Origin of the sequence: Nonomuraea africana, from assembly GCF_014873535.1 — a bacterium.
Classification (GTDB): domain Bacteria; phylum Actinomycetota; class Actinomycetes; order Streptosporangiales; family Streptosporangiaceae; genus Nonomuraea; species Nonomuraea africana.
Genome location: NZ_JADBEF010000001.1, coordinates 6931406 through 6948046, shown reverse-complemented (window position 1 = coordinate 6948046; position 16641 = coordinate 6931406). Strand labels below are relative to the sequence as shown.

General features: G+C 71.6%; 16 protein-coding genes. 6 read left to right on the top strand and 10 right to left on the bottom strand.

What is annotated here, in order from left to right; genetic code table 11:
- Positions 1-4: 4 nt before the first annotated feature.
- The 4 genes from H4W81_RS32875 to H4W81_RS32860 form a co-directional block, all read right to left on the bottom strand.
- Complete coding sequence (locus tag H4W81_RS32875) at positions 5-1498, bottom strand: lipid II flippase MurJ (protein WP_192778362.1); 1494 nt, start codon at positions 1496-1498, stop codon at positions 5-7.
- The gene (locus tag H4W81_RS32870) at positions 1495-2742 is read right to left on the bottom strand and encodes an O-antigen ligase family protein (RefSeq protein ID WP_192778361.1); all 1248 of its coding nucleotides are present in this window, start codon (positions 2740-2742) and stop codon (positions 1495-1497) included. The genes H4W81_RS32875 and H4W81_RS32870 overlap by 4 nt, the downstream gene beginning before the upstream one ends.
- Before the next feature lie 2 nt (positions 2743-2744).
- A complete protein-coding gene (locus H4W81_RS32865; protein WP_192778360.1) occupies positions 2745-4001 on the bottom strand; it encodes a sugar transferase in 1257 nt (418 codons plus the stop codon).
- A gap of 417 nt (positions 4002-4418) precedes the next feature.
- Positions 4419-6206, bottom strand: coding sequence for an elongation factor G (locus H4W81_RS32860; protein WP_192778359.1), 1788 nt, complete (start codon positions 6204-6206; stop codon positions 4419-4421).
- A 172-nt stretch (positions 6207-6378) separates the two neighbouring features.
- Between H4W81_RS32860 and H4W81_RS32855 the strand changes: the two genes are divergently transcribed.
- Entirely contained in the window at positions 6379-7404 is a 1026-nt protein-coding gene (locus H4W81_RS32855; protein WP_318782117.1) for a sensor histidine kinase, read from the top strand.
- The gene (locus H4W81_RS32850; protein ID WP_192778357.1) at positions 7395-8024 is read left to right on the top strand and encodes a response regulator; all 630 of its coding nucleotides are present in this window, start codon (positions 7395-7397) and stop codon (positions 8022-8024) included. The genes H4W81_RS32855 and H4W81_RS32850 overlap by 10 nt, the downstream gene beginning before the upstream one ends.
- On the opposite strand, the gene H4W81_RS32845 is transcribed toward H4W81_RS32850, so the two are convergent.
- Positions 8009-8914, bottom strand: coding sequence for a LysR family transcriptional regulator (locus tag H4W81_RS32845; RefSeq protein WP_192778356.1), 906 nt, complete (start codon positions 8912-8914; stop codon positions 8009-8011). The two genes, H4W81_RS32850 and H4W81_RS32845, sit on opposite strands and share 16 nt — an antisense overlap.
- Positions 8915-8985: 71 nt before the next feature.
- Here H4W81_RS32845 and H4W81_RS32840 point away from each other — a divergent pair, with 71 nt between their 5' ends.
- Positions 8986-9897 (top strand): DMT family transporter, encoded by a 912-nt coding sequence (locus H4W81_RS32840; protein ID WP_192778355.1) that lies wholly within the window; start codon positions 8986-8988, stop codon positions 9895-9897.
- Here H4W81_RS32840 and H4W81_RS32835 read toward each other — a convergent pair.
- Positions 9808-10191, bottom strand: a complete 384-nt coding sequence (locus H4W81_RS32835) for a tautomerase family protein (protein WP_192778354.1) — start codon at positions 10189-10191, stop codon at positions 9808-9810. The genes H4W81_RS32840 and H4W81_RS32835 overlap by 90 nt on opposite strands.
- A gap of 18 nt (positions 10192-10209) precedes the next feature.
- On the opposite strand from H4W81_RS32835, the gene H4W81_RS32830 reads away from it, so the two are divergent.
- Both H4W81_RS32830 and H4W81_RS32825 read left to right on the top strand, forming a co-directional pair.
- Positions 10210-10869, top strand: coding sequence for a response regulator (locus H4W81_RS32830; RefSeq protein ID WP_192778353.1), 660 nt, complete (start codon positions 10210-10212; stop codon positions 10867-10869).
- Positions 10870-10880: 11 nt separating this feature from the next.
- On the top strand, positions 10881-11936 hold the full coding sequence (locus H4W81_RS32825) for a quinone-dependent dihydroorotate dehydrogenase (protein ID WP_192781185.1): 1056 nt from the start codon (positions 10881-10883) through the stop codon (positions 11934-11936).
- Positions 11937-11960: 24 nt separating this feature from the next.
- On the opposite strand, the gene H4W81_RS32820 is transcribed toward H4W81_RS32825, so the two are convergent.
- From H4W81_RS32820 to H4W81_RS32805, 4 genes are all read right to left on the bottom strand, one after another.
- Entirely contained in the window at positions 11961-13571 is a 1611-nt protein-coding gene (locus H4W81_RS32820) for a beta-N-acetylhexosaminidase (RefSeq protein WP_192778352.1), read from the bottom strand.
- A 13-nt stretch (positions 13572-13584) separates the two neighbouring features.
- Complete coding sequence (locus H4W81_RS32815; RefSeq protein ID WP_192778351.1) at positions 13585-14421, bottom strand: N-acetylmuramoyl-L-alanine amidase; 837 nt, start codon at positions 14419-14421, stop codon at positions 13585-13587.
- Between the two features lie 27 nt (positions 14422-14448).
- Entirely contained in the window at positions 14449-14697 is a 249-nt protein-coding gene (locus H4W81_RS32810; RefSeq protein ID WP_192778350.1) for a hypothetical protein, read from the bottom strand.
- Positions 14698-14815: 118 nt separating this feature from the next.
- On the bottom strand, positions 14816-15859 hold the full coding sequence (locus tag H4W81_RS32805) for a LacI family DNA-binding transcriptional regulator (protein WP_225958907.1): 1044 nt from the start codon (positions 15857-15859) through the stop codon (positions 14816-14818).
- A gap of 109 nt (positions 15860-15968) precedes the next feature.
- Here H4W81_RS32805 and H4W81_RS32800 point away from each other — a divergent pair, with 109 nt between their 5' ends.
- The gene (locus tag H4W81_RS32800) at positions 15969-16622 is read left to right on the top strand and encodes a TetR/AcrR family transcriptional regulator (RefSeq protein WP_318782115.1); all 654 of its coding nucleotides are present in this window, start codon (positions 15969-15971) and stop codon (positions 16620-16622) included.
- Positions 16623-16641: the final 19 nt, after the last annotated feature.

Sequence of the window (16641 nt, the reverse complement as noted above, 5' to 3'; positions counted from 1 at the left end):
GCGGTCACGCGCGCCCTCGCATCCTGATCATTCTGGTGATCTCCTCTGTTCCCGTGAGTGCCGCGACGGCGTAGAACGCCGCCGCCGTAACAGCCGCGGTCAGCGCCAGGACGGCCGCCGACGGCAGACCCGCAAGCAGCGAACGAGTGCCCCACCCGGCCGCGGCGGCGAGCACCGCGGCCAGGACCAGGCGGACGGCCGGCCCCGCGATGGCGCGCGGAGGCAGGCCGATGGCGGGGCCGCGTAGGCCCGCGAGCAGGATCGCCGCGCTCAGCGTGATGCCGGCCGCGTTGGCCGCCGCGATCCCGGCCACGCCCCATGGAGGGATGGCCAGCGCGATGGTCGCGGCCAGCCCCGCGGCCATCGCCAGCGCCGGGTACCAGGCCGGGCGGGTGCCGCAGAAGAACACCCTGCACACGACTCCGACGACGGCCTGGCCGAGCAGCCCGAGCGAGTAGACGCGCATGATCTGGGCGGTGGCCTCGGCGTCGGCGTCGGTGAACGCGCCGTGCTGCAGCAGCACCCGCACGATGTCGGGCGCGCACACGACCAGCACCGCGGTGGCCGCCAGCACGATCGCCGCCGCCACCACCACGTCGTCGGTCAGCCTGCGCCACACGGCGGCGCCGTCACCCGCGGTGATGGCCCGCACGAGGTGGGGGAAGGTGACGGTGGCGACGATCAGTGAGAGGATCATCGGCACCTGGGCGATCTTCTGGGCGTAGTTGAGGTGCGAGATCGACCCTTCGGGCAGCGACGATCCGACGAACCGCTCGACGAGCACCTGCCCCTGGCGTTCGAGGGTGAAGGCCGCGATCGGCACGAACGCCCCGAGCGGCAGCAGCATCCTGCGGGCCGGCCTGCGTGGCCGTCCGCACCGCTTGACGAAGGCGGGGGCCTGGATCAGCACCATGCCCATGGCGCCGAGGGCGACGCCTACCGCGGCCGCGGACACGCCGACCTCCTGGAAGGTCCAGAGGCAGGCGATGATGCCCAGGTTGTAGGCCATGGTGATGGCGGCGGGCGGGCCGAAGGCGTGCTGCGCGCGCAGCGCCGCGCTCAGGTAGCCGGCCAGCCCGAACATCAGGACCGTCACGGAGGTGAGCCGCATGCAGCGGACGGCCAGCTCGGGGTCGGCGATGCCAGGAGTCAGCAGGGCCACCAGCCACGGAGCGCCCGCCGCGGTCAGCACGGTGAGGCACAACAGTGCGACGACCATGTGCGGCAGCGTCGCGGCCACCAGGTACCTGACGTCGCCGCCCTGCTCGACCGCCCTGCTGAACAGCGGCACCAGCAGGAAGGCCATGGCGCCCTCGATCAGCAGCGGCGCGGCGGTCTCGGGGATCATCCAGGCGACGAGGAAGGCGTCGGTGGCGGAGTCGGCGCCGAAGGTCGTGGCCAGCAACAGGTCGCGGCCGAAGCCGAGCAGCGAGCCGCATCCGACGAGCACGGCGGTGAGGCTCGCGGCCTTCAGCCCGGCCGAGGCGGTCGTGGTCATCGCGGCCACCCGTCCGTGGCCCAGGTGAGAGCCAGGCCCAGCATCACGGCCATGACCAGCGTCGGCGCGCCACCGATGTCGGAGTAGGCGAAGTCGACCATCTGCCAGGTCAGCAGGCCCGCGACCACGACCCCCCGCCGCATGGACGTCCAGAGGAGCAGCGCCCCGAAGAAGAACACGAAGGCGGCGAGGCCGAGCACGCCCTGCTCGCTCAGCACGAGCAGGTACATGTTGTGCGGCGACAGCAGCGGCTGCCGCTGGAAGCCGTTGACGGGGTCGTCGGTGTCGCTGCCCGACGACAGCCTGGTCGGCGCGTAGCTGTCGCGCAGCTCGGCGAACCTGCGAGGGCCCACCCCGGTCAGCGGGTGGTGCTGCCACATCGCGCCTGCCGTCTGCCACAGGCTGTAGCGGTCGCTCACCGACTGGTCGGGCTGGGAGATCGAGGAGGTGATGGAGGCCAGCCGCTGCCCGATCGTGTCCGAGCCCACCCCGAAGCCGAAGACCAGCACGACGGCGCCGGCGGACGCGACGAGCACCACGCGGGCGGCGCTCCTGGCGCCGTACCTGACGAGCATGACCAACACGGCGCAGAGGAGCGCGAGCCACGTGCCGCGGCTCAGCGACAGGACCAGCGGAACGGCCAGCAGTCCCGAGCCCGCGAGCGCGGCGATCCTCGGCCTGCCGCGCAGGGTCAGCCCGAGCGCGAACAGGATGATCAATCCGTAGCTGACCACTGTCGCCATGCCCATGACGTCGAGCGCGCCGAACGTGCCGACGGCCCGCACCCTCTCGCCCCCGTAGGACGCGCCGGTCGCCGTGAGCGCCTGGTAGCAGCCGACGGCGCCCTGCACGGCCGCGGCGGCGACCAGCGCGCCGCCCACCAGCCACGCGTCTTCCTTCTCGCGCAGCGTCACCAGGACGGCCAGCGGGATGAGCACGAAGACCTGCAGGTACCTGAGGTAGCCGGGCATGCTGGTCAGCGCGTCGGCCGAGGTCAGCGTCGCGGCCGTGACCGCGAGCGCCAGGGGCGCGAGCACGAGCGCGCGCTGGGGCAGGCGTGGCCGGCCCCCCGCGAGGCACGCCGCCGCCACGGCGATCAGCGCCGCCGACGCCACATCGGCCATGGTCACGTGGACGGCCGCGCCCGGGTTCCCCTGGCCGGAGGGAAGGCAGGTGAGCAGCACGGTCAAGGCGGCCAGGAGGCTCGGCCCGCGTGCCAGGGTCGTGGAGAGCAGGTCGCGCATCCCTAGCCTCCACCCGGGCGGAGCAGGGACCAGGCGGTCCTGAGCATGATCTTGAAGTCTGTCCTGAGGGACCAGTCGTCGATGTAGTGGTTGTCGAAGCGCGCCCTGTCCTCGATCGAGGTGTCGCCGCGCAACCCGTGGATCTGCGCCCAGCCGGTGATCCCGACCGGCACCCTGTGCCGCAGGCGGTAGCCGGGGGTGGTGGCGGAGAACTGGTCGACGAAGTAGGGGCGCTCCGGCCTGGGACCCACGATGCTCATGTCGCCCTTGAGCACGTTCCAGAGCTGGGGTAGCTCGTCGAGTGAGGACCTGCGCAGCGACCTTCCCACGGGGCCGAGCCTGTGGTCGTGGGCGATGCTCCAGCGGGTGGCCGACTCCTGCTCGTCCACCGGCTTGAGCGTGCGCAGCTTGATGAGCTCGATCGGCCTGCCGCCGCAGCCGACCCTGTGCTGCCTGAACAGCACGCCGGGGCCGATCTCCCAGCGCACCACGACCGCGCATACGGCGAGGATCGGCGCGCTGATCACCAGGCCGACCATGGCGACCGCGATGTCGAGTGCTCGCTTGAGCGGCCAGGTCAGGCGAGTCTGCGGGTCTGGGCGCATGCGCAGCAGCGGAAAGCTCCTGACGTGCTCGCGCAGCGGGGCGAAGTCCAGGACCAGATCGCCTGGCTCGGGGGCGAAGTAGACCTCGCAGCCCAGTGCCCTGGCGGCCCTGGCCAGGCTCTGCTCCTTCTGTCCCGCGATGACCACGGCTCGCACCTCGTGCATGCGGAAGATCTCGGCGAGGTCGTCAGGCTTGCCGAGCACCGGAGGCCCGGTTTCCCTGTCGGTTCGCTCGTCGAGGAAGCCGATCGGCAGCAGGCCGTACTCGGGAAAGCCGAGCAGGGCCGAGGCCAGGCGGTGCCCGTGCGGGTTGGCGCCCACCACCACGGCGGGCTTGGTGCCGCCGCGCCTGCGCGCGCCGCGCATGGTGGCGTGGAAGACGCATCTGCCGCAGAAGGCCAGAAAGGTGAAGAGGGCGGCGGCGACCACGGTCACGGGCAACGAGGCTGATTGCCAGAAGGCGGCCAGAGAGGCGGCCAGCCCCGCTCCGGCCAGCCAGAAGCCCCTGTCGAGGCTGGAGGGCAGGATCCTTGGCTCGTACACTCGGCCGGCGGCGTTCACCGCAATGACCAGGACGCAGGCGAGGAGGACCCGCCAGGGCGTCTGCTCGGCCACCAGCGCGCTGAGGGTCATGCACACCAGGTCGATGCTCATCAGGCCAAGCGGCTGGACGGCTGCCCAGTGCCCAGATCTCCGGTGTCCCATCCACACCGCGGCATGGCGGTCATCGCCTACAGATACAGCCATCATTTCTCCGCATTAATCGCCTTAAGTCGGCATGCGCCACTTGCCGGACCTAATCTATTTAAAGATCATCAATGAGCCATTGTTTGCTTTGTCCCCACTATTGGTGGGTGCCGAGATTGACCCCTCCAAATAGGCGAGAACACCCTCAACAAAGACTTGATGGTAGCCGTCCGGCAATCACGGATTCCGTATTGGGGCAGGCGAAACGGAAGATGGCGGGCAAGATTTCGTTGGGAGTGTGTTGGTGGTAGAAATACCGATTCCGTGTTTGTGGCGCGCCCGCCGGGGCGAGGATTATCGGGAGGGTCGATCCAGGTTTTCGCGTTATCCGGCCGGTCGCCTGACCGGGGGCGTACGGCCCGTTACCAGGCGATCTCCCGCCGGCCTCGACCACCACACACCCTCGCCGCGCGTCAGCCCCGGCAGGTGCCGCTTGGCCTCGTTGACCAGCCGAGCGGGTAGCGAGCCCGTGACGAGCGTGGGCGAGGTGTCGGCCAGCTCGGCGCCCAGCCCGGTCAGCTTGGCGGTGACGGGGCCGAACGCGTCGGGCGGCAGCTCCACCTCGAAGGCGTGACACGGCTCGTAGACCCTGGTGCCCGCGCGGGCCAGGGCGGACCTCAGCACGATCGGGGTCTGGCTGCGGAAGTCGCCGGCGGTGCTGAGCGGTGCGACGAAGCCCGACCTGGTCAGCGTCACCGTGCAGTCGACGACGGGCCAGCCGTACAGGCCCTCGCGGAGGGTGGCGCGGACGGTGTCCTCGATCGCCTGGTTGAAGCTGTGCAGGAGTGAGCCGAGCTCGACCTCGCGCCTGAACGAGTAGCCCGTGCCCGGCTCCACGCGCAGGCCGACGGTGGCCAGGAAGGTGTTGTCGGCGTGCCTGCCGATCTCCCTCCAGTCCTCGCCCACGCCTGCCGGGCGTTCGAGATAGAGCGGTGTGCTGTCGGCGAAGACGGCCTCGACGCCGAACTCGTCGCGCAACCGCTCGGCCAGCACCTCCTTCTGCACCTCGCCGTAGAGCAGCACGGAGGTGCCGCCTTCGGGCAGGCCCCTGGTCTGGATGAGCGGGTCCTGCTCGGCCAGCAGGACCAGCGCGGCGTGCAGGCGGGCGGCGTCGGCCGGGTCGGCGGGCGTGACGACCGTCTCCATACTGGGCCTGGCGAAGGCGGGTGTGCCCTCTGGCGCGGGGGAGAGCCGGTCGCCGACGCGGGCGCCGGACAGGCCCGAGAGCCTGCCGATGTCCCCGGCGGTGAGCCGCTCCTCGGGCCCCGAGCCCACCACCTCCAGCCTGGTGACCTGGCCGGAGTCCAGCTTCTGGCGCAGGTGCAGCTCGCCGGAGAACAGCCGCAGGTAGGCGACCTTGTGGCCGGCCCTGTCGCGCTCGATGGCGAAGACCGTGCCGCTGAGGCCGTCATCCGGCGGCTCCGGCACGGGGAGCAGATCGCGGACGCCCGTGAGGAGGTCGGCGACGCCCTGGCCGCCGATCGCCGAGCCGTGGAAGACCGGGTAGACCCGGCAGGCGGCGGTCTGCGCGGCCAGCGCCTTCCGGAGCTCGTCAGGCATGGGCTCGCGCCCTTCGACCAGCGCTTCCAGCACGGTGTCGTCGTGGTCGGCGAGGACCTCGGCGTCGAGCGCCGCGGGGACGACGCGGCCCTGCCGTACGCGGTTGACGCGGACGACGGGCAGCCCTTCGAGGATGTCGCGCTCGAGCGCGCCCCTCCTGTCGATCTTGTTGACGAACAGCAGCGTGGGCAGGCCCATCTTGCGCAGCGTCTTCAGCAGGACCCTGGTCTGCGCCTGGATGCCCTCGACCGCGGAGATCACCAGGATGGCGCCGTCGAGCACCCCGAGCGCCCGCTCGACCTCGGCGACGAAGTCGGCGTGCCCGGGCGTGTCGATGAGGTTGACCCGCAGGTCGCCCAGGGTGAAGGAGGCGACGGCCGAGCGGATCGTGATGCCGCGCCTGCGCTCGATCTCGCCGGCGTCGGTCTGGGTGTCGCCGCCGTCGACGCTGCCGAGCCGGTGGATGGCGCCGGTGTCGAAGAGGATGCGTTCGGTCAGGCTGGTCTTACCCGCGTCGACGTGCGCGAGCACGCCGATGTTCAGGGTGGTCATGGATGCGTGGAACCTCGGTAGGAAGGACAGGACGCTGGGTCGTTCCGAGGCTCTGCCGCATCTGGTCCTCCCGAGGTTTTCGTGCGGCGTCCATGGTGCTCCAGGGCGCCTCGCCCGGTCCACCGGTTTTCCGGGGTACGGCGAGGGCCGTCGCCCGGGTGAGAATTCCCGGGTGAGAGCTCTGCTGTACCTGGTGGCCAGCGCCGTCCCCGGCCTGGTGGCGGTGGCGGTCGCGGTCATGGCGTTCGCGACGCCGTTCGCCGCGCTGCTGGCCGTGCCCGCCGTGCCGCTGGTGGCGTGGTTCGAGCGGTGGCGGCTCGGGGCGCCGGCCGCCCGGCACCGGTGGCGCGAGCTGGGGCTGGGCCTCGCCTCGCTGCTCGTGCTGTGGTGGATCGACCTGGTGATGATCGCGTTCGCCGTGGGCGGGCCGATCGTGCTGATCATCTCGCCTGCCGTACAGGAGGACCTCGGGCCCGCGATCGCCGCCTCCGTGGCAGGCGCGGTGCTCGTGCCCGTGGGGGGCTACGTCCTGGTGCTGTGGGGCAGGGCGCGCATGACCATGGCGAGGGAGCTCCTGGAGCCGCACCGGCTGGAGGAGGTCGTGGCGTCGAGGGCCAGGCTGGTCGACGCGTTCGACGTCGAGCGGCGCAGGATCGAGCGGGACCTGCACGACGGCGCCCAGCAGCGGCTGGTCGCGCTGTCGATGCGGCTGGGGCTGGCCAAACTGGATCTGCCGCCCGGCTCGCCAGCCGCCGAGCAGGTGGCGAGCGCGCACGAGGAGGCCAGGCAGGCACTGGTGGAGCTGCGCGAGCTGATCAGGGGCGTGCACCCGCAGGTTCTCACCGACAGGGGTCTGGCGGCGGCGATCAGGGAGGCGGCCTCCCGCTCGCCGGTCCCCGTCGAGGTCGAGACGGACCTCGACCGGCTGCCCGAGCAGGTCGAGACGGCGGCGTACTACGTCGTCTCCGAGGCGCTGGCGAACATCGCCAAGCACAGCGGCGCGTCACGGGCCTGGATCAGAGCTTCGGGACGGTTCGTCATGGAGATCGGCGACGACGGGAAGGGTGGGGCCGACCCGGCCAGGGGCTCGGGGCTGACGGGGCTGGCCGACCGGCTCGCGGTCGTGGGCGGCAGACTGTCGCTGTCCAGCCCGGCAGGCGGGCCGACGACGATGCGAGTGGAGATCCCGTGCGAGTAGTGATCGCCGAGGACGCCGTGCTGCTGCGCGAAGGGCTGGTCGGGCTGCTGGAGCGGTTCGGTCACGAGGTGGTCGCCGCCGTGGGTGACGCGGAGGCGCTGACCGAGGCGGCCATGGCGCACCGGCCCGATGTCGTGGTCACCGACGTGCGGATGCCACCCGGCTTCACCGACGAGGGGCTGCGGGCGGCGATCGGGCTGCGCGCCGAGGGCCTGCCCGTGCTCGTGCTCAGCCAGTACGTCGAGCAGACCTACGCCGCTGAGCTCGTCGACGCGGGGGAGGGTGTCGGCTACCTGCTGAAGGACAGGATCGGCGAGGTGAGCGAGTTCGTCGACGCCCTGGACAGGGTCGCCAAGGGCGGGATGGTCGTCGACCCCGAGGTGGTGCGGCAGTTGCTCGGCCGCCGCCGCGACCCGCTCCGGCGCCTGACGCCCAGGGAGCTCGAGGTGCTCGGCCTGATCGCCGAGGGCCGCTCCAACGCCTCCATCGCCCGCGAGCTCGTCGTCACGGACGCCGCCGTGGCCAAGCACATCGCCAACATCTTCGCCAAGCTCGATCTGCCGCCGGCCGCCGACGGGCACCGTAGGGTGCTGGCCGTCCTGGCCTACCTGCGGACCTGAGCCTCCAGGGCGCGCAGCCGGGCCGACGCCAGCTCGAGGACCATTTTGGTGGAGGGGGAGAGCGTCGGGCCGTGCACGATCGCGAACGTGTCGTGCAGCGGCGGATCGAGCGGCGACCAGCGCAGCGTGCCCGGCAGCCGGTCGGCCAGCCGGTGCAGCACGCCCCGCCAGCTCACCGTCGCCGCCAGGCCGCGGGCCACGATCTCCAGCGCGGTCTCCGGGTCCTCCACCTCCACCCTGGGCCGCAGCACGTGACCCGCCGCCTGGACGGCTCGCGTGAGCGCCCGGCGGGTGGTGTCCTCCTCACGCCAGCTCACGTGCGGCAGCACGAGCGGCTGCGACGCCAGGTAAGCGGGCGTGACGGGATCGCGGGCCTCGGTGCTGACGTAGACCAGCTCGTCGCGCATCACGGGGGTCACCGACAGCCCTTCGTCGGGGACCGGCACCGCTGAGACGGCCGCCTCCAGCCTTCCCCTGCGCACGTGGTCGAGCACCTCGGCGGAGTTCTGCCCGATGAGCTGGACGCGCACCCCGGGGTGCCGTTCAAGGACGTCGGCCACCAGGTCGGCGCCCAGGTAGAAGTGGGCGGTGCCGAACAGGCCGAGCCGTACCGTGCCGGTCAGGACCTCCCGCACCGCGGCCACCGCCCTGCCCGCCTCCTCCACCGCGGCCAGGGCGGCGGCCGCGTGGGGGCGCAGCGCCAGCGCCGCCTCGGTGGGCACCACGCCCCTGCCCACCCGCAGGAACAGCGTCACCTGCAGGTGCTGCTCCAGCAGGCGCACCTGTTCGGAGATGGACGGCTGGGCGTAGCCGAGAGCCACGGCGGCGGCGGTGAACGAGCCGTGCTCCAGGGTGGCGAGGAAGCAGCGCAGCTGGTGGAGAGTGGCCAAGGAATCCCCTATGGAATCCAAAGGAAAGCAAGGCTACCTCGATGGCTCGACGCCGCCTAGGTTGGCCGGTCATGGGAGTGCTGTGGTGTCTGGTGTCCGCGCTCGGCTTCGGCCTGTCGCCGATCTTCGCCAAGGAGGCCTACGCGTCGGGCGTCACCGTGACGGGGATGCTGACCGGCAGGTTCGTCATCGCCGCCGTCGTGCTGTGGCTCGTCGTGGCGTGGCGCAGGCCCGCGCTGCCCGTCGCCAGGGTGGCGCTGACGGCCGTCGGGCTCGGCGGCGTCGGCTACGCCGTCCAGGCACTGTGCTACTTCGGCGCGGTCGCCCGCATCGACGCCTCGCTGGCCGCGCTGCTGCTCTACACCTATCCCGCGCTGGTGACGGCCCTGGCCGTGGTGCTGCGCAGAGAGTCGCTCGACCGGCGCAAGCTGGCCGCGCTCGGCTGCTCGGCGATGGGCCTGGTGCTCCTGCTCGGCCTGGGCGGTTTAGCGGCCGAGCTGTCGGGGGTGCTGCTGGCGCTCGGCGCGGCCGTCGCCTACTCGCTCTACCTGACCGTCGCCGACGGGCTGCCCGAGGGCCTCGACGTCTACCTGCTGTCGGCCATCGTGTTCACCGCGGCGGCGGTCACGCTCGGCGTCGCAGGCGGCCTGGACCTGCCCGCGACCGCCGCGGGCTGGGCATGGACGGGCCTGCTCGGGCTGGTCTCGACCGTGCTGGCGATGGTGGCGCTGTTCATGGGCGTGCGCCTGCTCGGCGCGCCGACCGCCGCCATCCTGTCGTGCGCGGAGCCCGTCGTGACGCTCGTGTCCACCTCGCTGGTGTACGGCGAGCGCCTCGCGGCGGGTCAGCTGGCGGGCGGCGTCGCCGTCCTGGCCGCGGTGCTGGTGCTGCGGCTAGACCTCAACCTTGTACGGCAGCGCCAGCTCGTCGGCGGGCACGCCCCTGATGCCCCAGTTGACCGCGGGCATCTCGATGATCGTTAGCTCCAGGTCGTCGGAGGAGATCCCGAGCGCGGGGGCCTTCGCGAACACCTCGCGGATCAGCGCCCTCTTGGCCTCGTCGCTGCGTCCGGTGAAGCAGACGATCTCGACGATCAGGTAGTCGGCGCCGCGCTGCGGGCAGATCAGGTCGTCGGCGTCGAGCAGCAGGAAGCGGTGGAAGCGCTTGCCCTCGGGCAGCCCCCACGTCTTCACCACGCACGCGTGGAGCAGGTCGGAGACCTCGCGCTGCCGCCCCGCCCACACGTCACGCCGCCCGAACACTTTCACCTGCGCCATGTCGGGCAATATACAGGCGTGATCCGAATTCTCCTCGCCGACGACGAGGCCATGATCAGAGCGGGTGTCGGCGCGATTCTCGGCGTCGACCCGGCGTTCCAGGTCGTCGCCGAGGCCGGGGACGGCAGGCAGGCCGTGGACCTGGCGATCAGCCACCGGCCCGACGTCGCCCTGCTCGACATCCGCATGCCGAAGCTCGACGGCCTCGCCGCCGCCGCCGAGATCCGCCGGGTGGCGCCCGACACGGCCGTCATCATGCTCACGACCTTCGGTGAGGACGACTACATCGCCAAGGCGCTCGACGTCGGCGCCAGCGGCTTCCTGCTCAAGTCGGGCGACCCGCGCGAGCTGATCGCCGGGATCCACGCCGTCGCCGACGGCGCCGCCTACCTGTCGCCCAAGGTCGCCCAGCGCGTCATCACCCAGCTCACCGGCGGCAAGATGGCGCGCGGCGCCGCGGCCCGCGATCGGATCGAGGTGCTGACCGAGCGCGAGAGGGCGGTGCTCGCGCTGGTCGGCGAGGGGCTGTCCAACGCGGAGATCGCCAAGCGGCTGTTCGTCGTCGAGGGGACCGTCAAGGCCTACGTGAGCGCGATCCTGACCAGGCTGGAGGTCCGCAACAGGGTCCAGGCCGCGATCCTGGCCTACGAAGCGGGCCTGGTCGGACAGGACCGATAACCTGAGTCGTGATGTACCGACTCCTGTTCACGCAGGTCTTGCGGCGCTTCGACGCCGAGGCCGTGCACCACGCCACCGTCAGAGCGCTCGCGCTGCTCTCCACGCTGCCGCTGCTCAAGCGGCTGCTCCACCGCGCCCTCGCGCCGAGCGATCCCGCCCTGCGGGTGACGGCCTTCGGGGTGCACTTCCCCGGGCCGCTCGGCCTGGCCGCGGGGTTCGACAAGGACGCGGCCTGCGCGGAGGCCCTCGCAGCGTTCGGGTTCGGGCACGTGGAGGTCGGCACGATCACCGCCCACGCCCAGCCGGGCAACCCGCGTCCCCGCCTGTTCCGCGACCTGAAGCAGCGAGCGATCATCAACAGGATGGGGTTCAACAACGCGGGCGCCCAGGCCGCGGCGCGCAGGCTGCGCCGTACGCGGGGGGTGCCGGTGGTGGTCGGGGTCAACATCGGCAAGACGAAGGTCGTGCCCGAGGCCGAGGCCGTGGCCGACTACGTGACCAGCGCCAAGGAGCTGGCCCCCCTCGCCGACTACCTGGTCGTCAACGTCAGCTCGCCCAACACGCCCGGGCTGCGCAACCTGCAGGCGGTGGAGCTGCTGCGGCCGCTGCTGGCGGCGGTGAAGGAGGTCGCCGACTCCACGCCCCGCCGTACACCGCTGCTGGTGAAGATCGCCCCCGACCTGGCCGACGACGACGTCGACGCGGTGGCCGATCTGGCCCTGGAGCTGGGGCTCGACGGCATCATCGCGACCAACACCACCATCCGCCACTCGGGCGAGACCGGCGGCCTGTCCGGGCGCCCGTTGAAGGCGCGCTCGCTCGAGGTGCTGCGCCGGCTGCGGGCCCGCGTGGGCGACCGGCTGACGCTGGTGTCCGTCGGCGGCGTCGAGGACGTCGACGACGTGTGGGAGCGGCTGCTCGCCGGCGCCACGCTGGTGCAGGGCTACACGGGGATGATCTACGGCGGGCCGCTGTGGGCCGCCCGCATCCACCGTCAGCTCTCCCGCCGCCTGCGCCGCCACGCCACCACGGTCCCGGAACTGATCGGCCGCACGGCGGGCGGCTGATCAGTCCCGGGCGACCGCGGAGGGTCAGACGCTCGGCCTGGTCGAGGTGGCCGAGTAGGTCATCTCGTCGAGGTGCTCCATCGCGCTCGTCACCGGCACGGCGGAAGGACGGTGCGGACGGCCCCGCTGCCACGGGTGCGGGCCCGCCGACGGGCGATACTCCACGCCGAGCGCGTCCAGCCGGCCGAGATGGCGCTCCAGCCGTCCCATGAAGTCGGTGCCCGCCTCGCCCGCCCACGCGACCTCGGCCAGCGCGCAGGCCCGCGGCCACGCCCGGTAGTCGAGGACGCGGGCGTCGGGGATGCGCTCGCTCCACAGCTGCGCCTGCAGGCCGACCACGCGCTCCCGCTCGGCCGGCGCCCATGACGAGGGAGCGGGGTCGAACGAGGCCACGTCCGTCACGGTGATCGCGTCGCCGATGGCCAGCGGCTCCTCTGCCGAGGACGCCTCCGCGTAGTCGAAGTAGAGCGGGAACACCGGCGTCGCGATCACCTGGTGCCCCGCGGCGGCGGCCCTGCGGCCGACGCCCATGCCGCGCCACGGCATCACCATCGTGTCCTCGCGCAGCGCGCCCGCGACGAAGGCCTCGTCCCACACCACGGCGCGCGCGCCGCGCGCGGCCAGCACGTCGGCGAGGCGGCGCAGGAACCAGGCGTGCAGCTCGCCCACGTCGGCCAGGCCGAGCGACTCCCGGTAGGCGGTGATCTCGGCGGAGGACTCCCAGTCGTCCAGCACGCACTCGTCGCCGCCGATGTGCACGTACGGCGTCTCGCCGAGCGCGCCGAGCAGCTCGTCGAAGATCGTGGTGAGGAAGTCGACGGTCGGCGGCAGCGGCGACAGGATCGCCGGAGAGATGCCCCACCGGTCGAGCACCTTGAAGCTCTCGCCCGTCGCGCCCAGCTCGGGATAGGCGGCGAGGATGGCCGTGGCGTGCCCCGGCACGTCGATCTCGGGCACGACGACGACCTCGCGCGACCGCGCGTAGGCGGCGATCTCGGTCAGGTCGTCGAGGGTGTAGTAGCCGCCGTGCGGGATCCCGTCGTACGTGGGCTCCTCGCGGAAGTAGTTGGTGGCGGTGCGCGCTCGGTGCGAGGCCACCTCGTGCAGGCGGGGATAGGCCCTGCTCTCCACCCGCCAGCCCTGGTCGTCGACCAGGTGCAGGTGGAGCCGGTTGAGCTTGTGCGCGGCCATCAGGTCGACGACCCGCAGGATCTCGCGCTTGGGCAGGAAGTGCCGCGCCACGTCGAGGTGGAGACCGCGCCACGTGTGGCGCGGCGCGTCCTCGACGCGCACGCCGGGCACGGTCCAGGTGTCGGTCGTGACCGCGCTGCGGTAGGTCGCGTCGGGTAGCAGCTGGTGCAGCGACTGCCCGGCGTAGAACGCGCCCGCTCTGCCGCCCGCGGTGATCTCGACGCCGCGCGAGCCGACCAGCAGGCGGTAGGCCTCCTCGCCGAGCGAGGTATCGAGCCTGACGTCGATCGCGCCCGTGTCCCCTGGACGCAGGTCGAGGATCGGCAGTGCCCGCCGTACGGCGTCGGCCAGGTCGGCGGGCCCGGAGACGATGGCTCCCACGGTGAGCTCGTAGGAGCCGGACAGGTCGGACAGAACAGTCGGGCGGGGCAGCAGCGAGTTCATGCCAAAAATGATGTCACTTCAAATACTTTTGCACACCGTCCGCCAGCGCCTGCGCGATCTGCTGCCTGAAAGCGGCGTCCTGGAACTTGGCCGCCTCACCCGCGTTGCGCATGTTGCCGGCCTCGAGGAAGATCTTGGGCACCGTCGACAGGTTGAGCCCGCCCAGATCGTTGCGGAAGCTGAGCGCCTTCGACCCGATGTAGGTCGAGTACGGCAGGCCCGTGCCCTTCTTGAACGCGTCGCGCACCGCGACGCCGAGCTTCCGGGAGTCCTCCACGACGGGGTCGACGGGACCGTTGATCTTCTTCGGGATGATCACGTGGAAGCCGTGGTTGGCCGGGGCCGAGCCGTCGGCGTGCACCGAGATGGCGGCGTCGGCCTTGGCCTTGTTGCCGATGGCGGCCCGCTCGGTGATGCAGGGCCCGACGCCGGTGTTGTCGGCGCGGGTCAGCTTCACCGTGGCGCCGCGCGCCTTGAGGATCTTGGTGAGCCGCTGGGAGACGTCCCAGGTGAAGGCCGCCTCGGAGTAGCCGTCGTTGGTGGCGGTGCCGGTGGTGTCGCAGGCCTTCCACTGGGTCAGCACGTTGACCTGGCGGTTGATGGCCTTCGGGTTGTTACGGTTGCCCCCGTTGTGGCCGGGGTCGATCACGATGGTCTTGCCCTCGAGCGGCTTCTGCGCCGCCGAGCCCGCCGAGCCCGCCGAACCTGCGGAAGCCGGCGAAGGCGCGGTCTCGGCGGGCGGCTGGGCGGCCACGGGAGCGGCGACCCTCTCACTGTTGGCGGCGGCCCCGCCGCACGCGGCGGCGGCCAGGCCGCAGAGGGCGAGAGCGGAGGCTGCTAGAACACGCATCGTTCCAACTTACGTGACCCCGAGGGGTCACCAGACGTGTTCGCCGACTTCCTGGCGCTGGAGAAGGGCCGCGAGCTCCCTCGCATCCTCGGCGTCCAGGCCGAGCACGACGCGCGGACGGCCCCACGGGTGGTCGAGAGAGTGAGCAACGTAACTGGCCACCGACTCGGCCCCCGTGTCGGAGCCCCGCCCCCGCTCCGCGCGCCAGTGCGCCCAGGCGCGTTCGAGCTCGGCCGCCGCGCGCTGGGCGCATGACACCAGTTCTGGATCACGCATGACTGTCCCCCGGGTCAGATACAGCAGTGACCCGTCCGAGTTAACAACCGGGGCCGCGGGGCGCCCCGGTCGTTTGAACCAGGCTTGGGGAAGGCATCGGGCGAAGAAGACGCCCTCTTCACTCGTGGGCGGGGCCCGTGCTGCGCCGTACGATCAGCTCGGGTGTGACCTGGCGCAGGCGGGCGACCTTGCCCGGATCCTGGATCCTGTCGCTCAGCAGCGCCGCCGCCGACCTGCCCATGGTGCGCCTCGGCTGGTCGACGGAGGTGAGGGAGATGTGGTGGACGGCCGCCAGATGGGTGTTGTCGTAGCCGACCACCGACAGGTCTTCTGGCACGCGCAATCCCAGCTCGCTGGCCGCCGACAGCACGCCGAGCGCGACGAGGTCGTTGGCCGCGAAGATGGCCGTCGGGCGCGGGTCACGGGTGAGCAGCGCGCGTGCGGTACGCCTGCCGCCCTCCTCCGTGCTCTCGCCGTGCTCGACCATGATGTACGGCGCGAGCGCGTGCCGCCGCATGGCGACCAGGTAGCCCTCGCAGCGTGAGGCGCGCGAGCCTTCGATGTGCGCGATGCGCCGGTGGCCGAGCTCGACCAGGTGGTCGATGGCCAGGCGGGCGCCGAGCTGGTCGTCGTCGACCACGATGTCGACGTTGTCGAGCTCGATGTCACGTTCCCCCACGACGACCGTGGGGGTGTACGACGTCGCCTCGATGAGGGTCTCGCTGGTCGGGGCGATGCCGAGGAGCACCAGCCCGTCCACCCTTAACTCGAGGAACGCTTCGACGGCCTCGTCCTCGAAGGCCGGGTCCCACTGGCTGTTGCCGATCAGCATCCTCAGCCCGTCGCCGTGCAGGCTCTCCTGCAGGCCGTCGAGGAACTCGGCGTAGAAGGGGTTGTGCAGGTCGGCCACGAGCGCGCCGACCAGGTGGGTACGTCCCTCGACGAGGCTGCGCGCCACGGCGTTGGGGCGGTAACCGAGCTCGCGGGCCGCCTGCAGGACAGCCTGCCTGCGGTGCTCGCTGACGTGCGGGGAGCCGCGCAGCACGAGCGAGACCAGCGATTTCGAGACGCCGGCACGCTCGGCCACGTTGCGGATGGTGGGTCTCGGGCGAGGCAGCGTGTCTACCTCGACGACGGTCGTGTTGACTGGCGGTCCTGACATGTGTCTCCCCCGCGATGCGTGGATGGGCACCTGTCTCAACAAACGATCGAGGACGCGGCAGGGTACGGGCCGAAGCGTTATTAGGCAGCGGCTCCGATAGTGTGCAGGGGTGACAGCAGGGAAATCCGCAGGCAGCGGCACGCGTCCTGCGCGTCGCAGGCTGAGCGTGGATCGGCGCCGCGAAGAGCTCATGGCGGCCGCCCTGGAGCTGTTCAGCCAGCGCGATGCCGAGGATGTCTCCATCGACGACGTCGCCTCGGCGGCGGGAGCCTCCCGCGCGCTCGTCTACCACTACTTCGGCGGCAAGCAGGAGCTGTACGTCGCCGCGCTGCGGAGCGCGGCCGAGCAGCTCGAGTCGCGGCTGCGGCCCCAGGACGGCGGGCGTCCGCTGGACGAGCTGGCCTCAGGTCTCAAGCGGTACTTCGACTTCGTCGAGGAGCACGCGGCGGGGTTCGCCGCGCTGCTGCGCGGAGGGCCGGCCAACCGCGCGGGCGAGGTCGGCGAGATCGTCGACGGGGTGCGGCAGCGGTTGTTCCGGATGATCCAGAAGCAGATGCGGGTGGAGTCGCCGTCCCCGCTGCTGCGCATCACGCTGCGGTCGTGGATCGCCTCGGTCGAGACGGCGGGGCTCGACTGGCTCGAGCATCGTGACGTGGAGCGGGCGACGCTGGAGAAGATGCTCGTGGATCACATGGTGGCGCTGCTCGGCGTCGCGGCGGCGCACGATCCCAGCGTGGAGCTCCTCATGCAGGACCTCGCGTGACGAGCGGACTCACGACCGC